The sequence below is a fragment of the Actinosynnema sp. NPDC037264 genome (assembly GCF_055603705.1).
The window spans coordinates 66,828-76,793 of sequence record NZ_JBVJVK010000044.1; the positions used below are offsets into that span (position 1 = coordinate 66,828).

Consider the following 9,966-nt stretch of genomic DNA (forward strand, 5'->3'; position numbering starts at 1 on the left):
CCGCCACCGGCACGGCGGCGGACGACCGCGCGATTCCCTCCGCTGTCGCATATTTCCGGACGAAGAGAAGGAAACATGAACCATCCTCAGGCGGCACTGAGCCGGGTCGACGTCGTCTTCGCGCTGTTCGACGCCAACGGCTCCGGTGAGATCGACGCGAGCGACTTCGAGGCCATGGCCCGCCGGGTGGTCGAGGCGGCGCCGCAGTCCGACGCGGCCGCGAAGGACGCGATGACCGCGGCGTTCCACCGCTACTGGAAGACCCTCGCCGAGGAGCTGGACGACGACCGCAACGGCCGCGTCAACCGGGACGAGTTCGAGGACATCGTGCTGTCGCCCGAGCAGTTCGAACCCACCGTCGACGAGTTCGCCCGCTCGTTGGCCCGGTTGGGCGACCCGGACGGCGACGGCCTGATCGAGCGGGAGGTGTTCACCGCGCTGATGACCGCCATCGGGTTCGAGCGCCAGAACATCGACGCGCTCTTCGCCGCCCTGGAGCCGGACCGGGACGACCGGATCGCCGTGTCGGACTGGGTGGACAGCATCAAGGACTTCTACCGACCGGAAGCGGCCGGCATCCCGGGCGACCGCCTGGTGCCGAGCGCCGGATGACGGCGGAGGTCGGACTCGCCGTGGGTCGAGGCACGGGGCCTGAACTCGCGGACGTCTTCGAACGGGTGGTGGACCGGCTCGGCCAAGCGCACGGCGGCGCGCCGACGATCACCCGCTCACCCCGGGTCTACCACTCCTACCACTCGTTACGCGCGGAGGCCGGCGGGATCGCGGACCTGCGCCGGCTCACCGAGGACGACGCCGGGCACTACGAGCGGTTCTGCCGGACCCTGGCCAGGCGCGGCGCCGGCGCGGTGTTCCGCACGGCCGTCAACGCGCAGTCGCTGTACCTGGTCAGGCAGCGCCTGCGGGCGGTGAAGGTCGACGTGATCCCGACGCCCGGGTCCTCGCCCGACGAGGCGCTGCTGCTCGTCCGGGACGAGGCCCAGGGCTTCTACACCGGCGAGAACCGGCACGCGCCGGGCGTGCTCACCCGCACGATGCGGTTCAGCCGCGAGGTCACCGACGACGTCATCGCGCACGCCTTGGCCCGAGCGCGGCAGCAGTGGCCGGACGGCGGCGCCGACCGGATCGTCATGGCCTACAAGCACCACCTGCTCGACGGCGCCTTCGACGACTGGGTGCGCGCCGCGGCCGAACGCCACGGGGTGCGGATCGAGCTGAGCCAACCCGACACCGTGAACCGCAACCTGATCCAGCACGGGTTGCCGAGGCGGGCGGTCGTCGTGGCGGGCAACGAGTGGGGCGACATCATGCACGTCGTCCTGCTGGACCGCTACGGCGGGCAGAAGCAGGAGAACCGCTGCACCGAGAACGTCTACCTGCACCCCGAGCTGCACGGGCTGGTGGAGTACCAGACCGTGCACGGCTCCGCCGACGACCTGGCCGGTCGCGACACCGTCAACCCGGTGGCCACCGTGCGGGCCGCGGCGGCCGTCGTCGAACGGCACTGCGACGGCGCGGGCGCGATCGAGTCGACGGAACGGGCCCTCGCCGCCGTGACCGCCCGCGGCGTGCTCACACCCGACCTCGGCGGGCGGCACTCGACCACGGCCGTGGTCGACGCGCTGCTCGCCGAACTGCCCGACCGGCGCGTCGGGCGGTCGGCGAGGCTGGAGGCGGGTTCGTGACCCGGACGGCACTGGTCGTCGTGGACCTGCAGAACGACTTCTGCACCGGACCGGTCGCCACGGCCAGGTACCCCGGGGATCCCGCACACCTGGACGCCGTGACGACCAACGCCGCACGCGCGGTCGACCTGGCGCGAGACCGCGGCACGGAGGTGGTGTTCGTCCGCTTCGTCGGCGACGCGGAGCACCAGGGCCCGAGTTGGCGCCGCCGCAATGAACGCGCCGGTCGGACGCCGACCTGCCGTGAAGGCACCTGGGGTGCGGAGTTCTGCAAGGTCGCCCCGGCGCCCGGCGAGTTCGTGGTCACCAAGCACGCGTGCTTCGACGCGTTCCTGACCCCCGGCTTCGAGCAGCACCTGCGGCGGCGCGGCATCGAGCACCTGGTGTTCGCCGGCGTCTACGCGGACGTGTGCGTGGACTCGACCGCCCGCACCGCCTTCCAGAAGGGCTGGCACATCACGCTCCTGGTCGACTGCACCACCAGCCTGCGGCAGCGCGACGAGGACACCGCGCGGTTCATGGCCGACCTGTACGGGGCCCGCACCACCACCCACGACCGTCCCGACACGTGGTGCGATCCCCTCGGGCGAGAGGACGGGCGGTGCTCGGCGACGGCGTCGCGCTGACCGCGCTCATGATCGCGGCAGCCCGCGCGATCGAGACCCACCGCCCGGACTCCTTGGCCCGCGACGACTACGCCGAGCACTTCGTGCGGGCCGCACCGGCGTCCGCGAACTGGCCCGTGCGCCCGCGCGACGTGCCGGACGGCGAGGCGAACCCCCTGTGGGGCAGGCTCGGCCGCTACTTCGGGCTGCGCACCAGGGTGCTGGACGACGTCGTGCTCGCCGCGGGCAACCGCCAGGCCGTGCTGCTCGGCGCGGGCCTGGACACCAGGGCGTTCCGCCTCGACTGGCCGCCGGACTCCGTCGTCTTCGAACTCGACCAGGCCCCGGTGCTGGCCTTCAAACAACAAGTGCTGGACAGCCTGGGCGCACAGCCGCGCGTCACCCGCCGGCCGGTGACCGCGGACCTGCGCGACGACTGGGCGCGGCTGCTGCCCGGCTTCCGACCGGACGAACCCACGACCTGGCTGGCCGAAGGCCTGCTGCTGTACCTGCCCGGCGACGCTGAACGCCGCCTGATCGACACCGTGGACCGGCTGTCCGCACCCGGCAGCACCCTGGCCTACGAGGTCAAGCTGGTCCGGGAACACCCCGCGGTCCGCCGCAACCCCGTCTACACCTCGACCAAGGCCCAGACCGGCATCGACCTGCTCGCCCTGTTCGACGACGACCCCCGCCCCGACTCGGCCGCCACCCTCGCCGCCCGCGGCTGGACCACCCACGTCCACACCCCGTTCGACTTCACCCACCGGCACGGCCGCGGACCACTCCCCGAACCCCACGACGCCCTGGCCGCCAACCGCTGGGTCACCGCCACCAAGACCTGACCCCGCGGCCCTGCCTTCACCGTCGACTACGCCGTCACGCTCACGCGGGTCAGTCGGTGCAGCGTCCACCTCCACATCGGCGACGCCGGCCGTGCACTGTCGGCGACCGTGCCGCGGAGTCAGGTTCCTGATAGGGCCATGACGCCGATGGATCGGGTGAACCCGCCGTTGCCCCCTCCAACCGGGCGGAGGACGGCGTTAGCGTCCTTCTGGAGCAGTTGTCGATTTCGCGAGGAGGTCGGCCGCACAGCCATCGAACAGCGGGCGCGGTCGACGAACCAGGATCTCGTTCAGCAGGGAAGGGATGTGCGACATGCTGCTTTCCAGGCTCGTCGGAGCCGCTGTGCTCACGGCGAGCGCCATGCTGCCGATCGTCGGAGTCGCGACCGCGCAGGACGACCGCGACTGCGCGGACTTCAGCAACCAGGCCGAAGCACAGCGGTTCTTCGATTCCGCCGCGACCAACTACCACCGGCTCGACGCGGACAACGACGGCATCGCTTGCGAACAGCTCCCGGCGCCCAGCCATGTCCCGGCAACCCGTCGGACCCAAGCGCCCGAGCCGCCCGTCGGCGCGATCGACACGGGTGACGGCTCCACAGTGAAGGACCCGACCGCTGACGACTCGGGCGCCCTGCCACTCCTCCTCGGGCTGGCCGGGCTCGGCGCCGTCTCCGGCACCGCTGTCGTGGCTCGGCGTGCGCGCAGGAGCAGTTAGGGCATGCGCGACCGCTCACGCCGCCATCCCCGCCGGAGCGCGAGAGCTCGACTGGTGGGGATGGCGGCCGCGGTGGGCCTGGGTGTTCTGACGGGCATCGACCACCCGGCCGACGACGTCCACGCGGTCGGCACGACCCCCGCCGCGGCGGCGCACCAACCGGCCGGAACGGACTTCGCACCCGCACCGGGCACACCGCCGGACCCACCGTCGACAGGGGCGCTCGGCGCATCCCGACCGACGCGGCTGACCATCCCGGCGATCGGCGTCGACACCGCCGGTCTGATCGACCTCGGGCTGCGCGCCGACCACACCATGGAAGTCCCGGCCGACGCGGAAACCGTGGGCTGGTACACCAATTCGCCGACTCCGGGGGAGAACGGGCCCGCGCTGCTCGCCGCGCACGTCGATTGGCAGGGGCGGCTGGGGGTCTTCCACGACCTGCGCAAGCTGGAACCCGGCGACCAGGTGACCGTGCAACGGGCCGACGGCTCGGCCGCGTCGTTCACGGTCCAACGGGTCGAGCAGCACCCGAAGGACCGTTTCCCGACCCAAGCGGTGTTCGGCCACGTCGAGAGCCCCGAGCTGCGGCTCGTCACCTGCGGCGGCCAGTTCGACCGGCAGGCGGGCAGCTACCGGGACAACATCGTGGTCTACGCCCGGCTGACGGGAAGCCCGCATCGCGCCGGATCCTCCGGGTGAGGTCCCGCCGGCAGCGCGGAGGACCTGATCCCCACCCCGGTTGACGCGGTCTACCTGGTGGTCCGCGAACGCGCATAGGCCGTTCGGGCGTTTTAGCACGCAAACGGTGATCGTCGCGGTCGGACCGCGCCTAGTGTGCGGCAATGATCACCGGTGAGGGACGTGCCGGGCCATTCCCCCACGGGACGGAGGAGTGGCGGGTGCGGCTTCGGTGCCGCGGACGCCGCGGCGTGGTGGGCGCGGGTGTGCTGCTGGACAGCGAGCACGTGCTGACGTGCGCCCACGTCGCGCTGGCCGCCGAGGACCTCACCGTCGAGCTGGTCGGCCTGCCGGAGATGCCCGTGAGCGCCGCTCACATCGTGGAGCACGTCGAGCCGCAGCACGAGCGCGGCGACGTGGCGCTGCTGCGCCTCGCGACGCCGCAGCCGGGCGTGCGCCCGGCGACGTTGCACAAGGTCGCCATGACCTGGAACAGGTCCGTGCACGCCCAGGGCTATCCGGGTGGCCTGGAGGAGGTCGGCGCCTGGGCGACTATGACGCTCTCGGGTATGGCGGGCGCCGAGTGGCAGCAGATGAACAGCAACGGCGGGCACCGGGTGCAGCGCGGGTTCAGCGGCGCCGGGGTGGCCGACGACGCGAGCGGGCACGTGCTCGGGATCGTGGTCAGCGAGTACAACGCCGACGGCGCCGGGCTGTCGTGGATGATCCCGGTCGCGGCGGTGGAGGCGCACCTGCCCGTGCTGTCGCGCTGGGTGCTCGGCGACGACGGGATCGACGAGCGGTTCAAGAAGCGCGCGGCGCACTACAACGGCAGGGTGCGAGAGCTGATGGACTGGCTCTCGCGCCGGCAGCACGGCGGCGCGGTGCTGATCATCGTCGGCGAGGACCTGGAGCACCTGCAGGACGCGGTCTCGTTCTCCGCGGTGGGCGAGTCGCCCGCACCCGACCTCGCGATCAACGTCGAGGGCCTGACCACCGAGGAGGTCTCGCGCCGGGTCCTCGACCGGGCCGGCCTGGTCAGCCGCGGTTCCAGCACCGAGCGCGTGCGGGAGGGCACCCCGCCGATGACGGTGGTGATCGACGGCGTCGACGCCGCGCGCGACCCCCGGTCGCTGCTGCAGGACATCGGCGGGCCGATGGTGGCGAGCGGGGCGCGGCTGGTGCTGGGCTTCCGCGACGGCGACGCCGCGGACGTGGTCGCCGCACGTGAGCTGGCCCGGGCCGCGGTCGTGACGCGGCTGGACGGGCTGGTCGAGCGGGTGACCGCGCTGATGCGGGAGGACCCCGACACCGCGGCCACCAAGCTGCGGCTCGGGCTGAGCGCGTTGCGCCGCGCCGCCGCGGCGGACTGGCGGCTGGTCGAGGGGAAGCTGCCGCGGTTCGACCGGGCGATCACGCGGGCCGAGCGCGAGCGCGCGGCGCTGCGGCGCGTGCGGGCGGAGGTGTCGGTGCTGCGTGGGAGGCTCGCGTCGGCGCAGGCGCGTGCCGCCTCGGCGGGGTTCGCCGAGGACCTCGAGCTCGACCGGCACCGCCGAAGGGCGCACGCGGCGCTGGAGGCCGAACCCCTCGACCTGGCGGTGGCGCTGCGGGCCGTGCAGGCCTGCGAGGAAGCGGTGCGGCGGCGGTTGGGGAGAGGGGATCAGGCATGACGGCGTGCACCCACTGCGGTGGGACCGTTGACGACACCGGGTTCTGCGTCGACTGCGGCGAACCCGCGGTGGTGCGCGGCAGCTCCACCCGGGCGGCGGGCCGGACGTCGAGCGCCACGGCGAGCAGCCGCCGTTCGCACACCGGCGACCCGATGTCGTTGCCCGTCTTCGACTTCAAGGACCCGACCAGCCGGATCATCACCGATCCGCGCGTGCCGGTGCGCACCCGCCTGTGCCCCAACGACCAGTGCCCCGACCGGACCGCGCTGCCCCAGCGCGACTCGGGGTTCTGCCTGGCCTGCGGCACGCCGTTCTCGTTCCTGCCCAGCCTGGAGCCCGGTGCGCTGGTGGCCGACCAGTACCGCGTGGTCGGGTGCTTCGCGCGCGGCGGCCTCGGCTGGATCTACCTCGCCAGGGACACGCACCTGGACGACAACCCGGTGGTGCTCAAGGGGCTCATCGACGTCGCCGACCTGGAGATCTCGACCAAGGAACGCCAGGCGCTGACGCTGCTGGACCACCCGAACGTGGTGCGGATCTACAACTTCGTCAGCCACCCGGACGCGCACACCGGCGAGGACCGCGCGTACATCGTGATGGAGTACGTGGACGGGCTGGTGCTCGAGGAGGTCGCCGAGATGTCGGCGCGCGGCTTGGTGCCGCTGGGCGAGCCGCTGCGCACCGAGCACGTCCTCAGCGCCGGGCTGCAGCTGCTGGCCGCGTTCGACTACCTGCACGAGCGCGGTTTCCTCTACTGCGACCTCAAGCCGGACAACGTGATCATCCGCTCCGGCAAGGTCGGCGAGCGCGGCAACCGGGTGAAGCTCATCGACCTCGGCGCAGTGCGCCGGATCGGCGACCGGAGCAGCAAGATCGTCGGCACCCGGCCGTACCAGGTGGACGAGCGGGAGATCGCCGAGCGCGGTCTGACCGTGCGGTCCGACCTGCACACGCTCGGGGTGATGCTGCGCAGGCTCGACTACGCGACCGCCGACCACGACGAGCCCGAGCGCTCGCACCTCGCGGTGGGGCTGAACTCGTTCCAGCGCGCCTACGAACGGGCCATGCACCCCGACCCGGACCAGCGCTACGGCTCGGCGGCGGAGATGGCCGACCAGCTGCGCGGCGTGCTGCGCGAGGTGGCGTCGTTGCGCGACCGGACGCCGCGCCCGGAGCCGTCCGCGGTGTTCGTGCACACGACGACGCTGCTGGACGCCGGGCTCGGTGCGGTGCCGGCGCTGGCCACGTGGACCGGGCGCGCGGTCGACCTGCTCACCGAGAGCGCGCTGTCCGACGGCAGGCCGGCCGCCGACGTGGTCGCGGTCGGGTTGCCGGTGCCGCGCGCCACCGCCGACGACCCGGCCGCCGACGTGCTCGCCGCCGCCGACACCGAGGACCCCCGGCGCCTGATCGCGCGGCTGGACAGCGACAACGTGACCTCGCCGGAGACCGCGCTCGTGCGGTGCAGGGCGGCGCTGGCCGCGAACGACGTCGCCGCGGCCCGGGAGAGCCTGGTGCCGGCCCGCGGCCTGCTGGGCGACGACTGGCGGGTGAGGTGGCACGAGGGCCTGATCGAGCTGGCGAGCGAGGACATCGGCGCGGCGCGGCAGGCGTTCGACGGCGTGTACTCGTGGCTGCCGGGTGAGGACGCGCCCAAGCTCGCGCTGGCGTACTGCGCGGAGCACGAAGGCGACCTCGACCGCGCCGAGGCCCTGTACGAGGCGGTGTGGCGGCGCGACCGGTCGGTGGTGAGCGCGGTGTTCGGGCTGGCCAGGGTGCGGCTCGCGCGCGGCGACCGGGGTGGTGCGGTGGCGTTGCTGGACGAGACGCCGCAGGCGTCGCGGTACTTCGACGCGGCGCGCATCGCGGCGGTCCGCGTGCTCAGCGGCGGCATCCGGACCGAGGGCGGGCTCCTCGCGCCGACCGACGCGGATCTCGCCGCCGCCACCGCCCGGCTGCGCGAGCTCTACCTCGACGGCGGTGCGCCCGCGGGCGAGTCGCGCGTGCGGCTGGAGACCGTGGTGCGGGAGGCGGCGCTCGCCGTCTCGCTGTCCGCCGGCGCCGACACCACGCGGTTGCGGCTGCTGGTCGAGCACTCGTACCGCGCGCTGGCCCGGCAGGCCACCAACCGCGCGGACCGCTCGTCCCTGGTCGACCGCGCGAACCACCACCGGCCGATCACCAGCCGCTGAGAGGAAGCCATGGAGCCCGGTTTTTCGCTGTCGGTGAGCCAGAACCCCTACCTGGCCACGGAGGAGGGCGAGATGGACGCGGTGCTGACCGTGTCCGGTCAGGGCGTGGTCGGCGGCGCGGCCGCGCCGGAGGTGGCGCAGGTGATCGCCATCGACTGCTCCGGCTCGATGTCCTACCCGCAGAAGAAGATGGCGTCCGCGCAACGGGCGACGAGCGCGGCGATCGACGCGTTGCGCGACGGGGCGCTGTTCGCGGTGATCGAGGGCACTCAGGCCGCCCGGGTCGTGTACCCGGCCGGGCCGCGGCTGGTCGCGGCGACCGCGGAGACCCGCCGTGCCGCCAAGAACGCCGTGCGACAGCTGAGAGCCGGTGGCGGCACGCGCATGGGCGAGTGGCTGGAGCTGGCGCGCGGCCTGCTGTCCGGGCACCCGACCGCGGTGCGGCACGTCATCATGCTCACCGACGGGCAGAACAACCCCGGCGACTCGAAGCTCGACCAGGAGCTCGTGGCATGCTCCCGGGTCTTCACCTGTGACGCGCGCGGCGTCGGCGCGGACTGGGACAAGCGCGAGCTGCTGCGGATCGCCGAGGCGCTGCACGGCACCGCGGACGCCGTGCGGCAGCCGGAGGACCTGGTCGCCGACTTCGAGGTGATGACCAGGACGGCGATGGAGAAGGTGATCCCCGAGGCGCGGCTCGTGGTGACGACGACGGTCCGCTCGTCGGTCGACGTCCTGCGGCAGACGTTCCCGACCGAGGCCTCGATGGCGGGCGATCCGCTGGCCGAGCGCAAGACCGCGTTCCTGACCGGCTCGTGGGGCGCCGAGACCCGCGAGTACTTCCTGCGGCTCTCGGTGTCGTCGGCCGGGGCGAGGCTGAACCACGACGTGCGGGTGGCGCGGGTCGACCTGGAGGTGCGCAAGCCGGGTTCGACGGAGTTCGAGCGGGCGTGCGACCCGGCCGTCGTGGTGGCACAGTGGACCAACGACCTGAAGCTGTCCAGCGTGATCGACCCGAAGGTCGCGCACGTGACGCGGCAGACCGAGCTGGGCCAGGCGGTGCTGGCGGGCTGCGACGCGCACGACGTGGGCGACCTGGACGGGGCGGCCCGGCACTGGGGTCGGGCGGTGGCGCTGGCGACCTCGCTGAACAACGAGAAGGTGCTGGGCCGGTTGCTGCGGCTGGTCGACGTGGTCGGCGACCCGGCCGACGAGAACGTGCGGATCCGGTCGGGGCTCCGGCCCGAAGAGCTGTTGTACACGGGGATGAGCTCGGTCATGTCGAGCATGAGCCCTTCGGTCGAGCCTGCCGCGGTCGCCGAAGACCCCGCCGCGGCGGCCCTCCCGGACCTCGTCTGCCCGAAGTGCGCGCAGCGGTGGGAAGGCAGGTACAAGTTCTGCGGCGCGTGCGGAGAACCGCTGGCCGGATGACCCCAGGGGGCTTTCCAGCCTGTCGGCTAGTAGTGCTTTGTTAGGTTTCGGCGTGTCGGGGGGGCACCGGGGCGGGCTGGGCGGTTTCATGTCCCGGTGACCCCTGATGAGCTTGCTCATG

At 72.9% G+C, this 9,966-nt stretch carries 9 protein-coding genes; all 9 read left to right on the forward strand.

Annotated elements, in window-relative coordinates; translation table 11 throughout:
* Window positions 1–75: 75 nt before the first annotated feature.
* Window positions 76–612 (forward strand): EF-hand domain-containing protein, encoded by a 537-nt coding sequence (locus ACZ7GX_RS33485; RefSeq protein WP_498782649.1) that lies wholly within the window; start codon window positions 76–78, stop codon window positions 610–612.
* A complete protein-coding gene (locus ACZ7GX_RS33490) occupies window positions 609–1,703 on the forward strand; it encodes an isocitrate/isopropylmalate family dehydrogenase (protein WP_498782651.1) in 1,095 nt (364 codons plus the stop codon). The genes ACZ7GX_RS33485 and ACZ7GX_RS33490 overlap by 4 nt, the downstream gene beginning before the upstream one ends.
* Window positions 1,700–2,329 (forward strand): cysteine hydrolase family protein, encoded by a 630-nt coding sequence (locus tag ACZ7GX_RS33495; RefSeq protein WP_498782653.1) that lies wholly within the window; start codon window positions 1,700–1,702, stop codon window positions 2,327–2,329. The genes ACZ7GX_RS33490 and ACZ7GX_RS33495 overlap by 4 nt, the downstream gene beginning before the upstream one ends.
* Window positions 2,305–3,153 (forward strand): SAM-dependent methyltransferase, encoded by an 849-nt coding sequence (locus ACZ7GX_RS33500; protein ID WP_498782655.1) that lies wholly within the window; start codon window positions 2,305–2,307, stop codon window positions 3,151–3,153. Before ACZ7GX_RS33495 ends, ACZ7GX_RS33500 begins: the two co-directional genes overlap by 25 nt.
* Window positions 3,154–3,466: 313 nt before the next feature.
* The gene (locus ACZ7GX_RS33505) at window positions 3,467–3,871 is read left to right on the forward strand and encodes an excalibur calcium-binding domain-containing protein (RefSeq protein WP_498782657.1); all 405 of its coding nucleotides are present in this window, start codon (window positions 3,467–3,469) and stop codon (window positions 3,869–3,871) included.
* A gap of 3 nt (window positions 3,872–3,874) precedes the next feature.
* On the forward strand, window positions 3,875–4,573 hold the full coding sequence (locus ACZ7GX_RS33510; RefSeq protein ID WP_498782659.1) for a class F sortase: 699 nt from the start codon (window positions 3,875–3,877) through the stop codon (window positions 4,571–4,573).
* Window positions 4,574–4,716: 143 nt separating this feature from the next.
* Window positions 4,717–6,222 carry a S1 family peptidase gene (locus ACZ7GX_RS33515; protein ID WP_498782661.1) on the forward strand — a complete coding sequence of 502 codons (1,506 nt, stop codon included), beginning with the start codon at window positions 4,717–4,719 and terminating at the stop codon, window positions 6,220–6,222.
* Window positions 6,219–8,414: a serine/threonine-protein kinase gene (locus ACZ7GX_RS33520; RefSeq protein ID WP_498782663.1), complete on the forward strand. Its 2,196-nt coding sequence runs from the start codon at window positions 6,219–6,221 to the stop codon at window positions 8,412–8,414. Before ACZ7GX_RS33515 ends, ACZ7GX_RS33520 begins: the two co-directional genes overlap by 4 nt.
* Window positions 8,415–8,423: 9 nt before the next feature.
* Window positions 8,424–9,845 (forward strand): vWA domain-containing protein, encoded by a 1,422-nt coding sequence (locus ACZ7GX_RS33525; protein ID WP_498782665.1) that lies wholly within the window; start codon window positions 8,424–8,426, stop codon window positions 9,843–9,845.
* The last annotated feature ends 121 nt before the right edge of the window (window positions 9,846–9,966 follow it).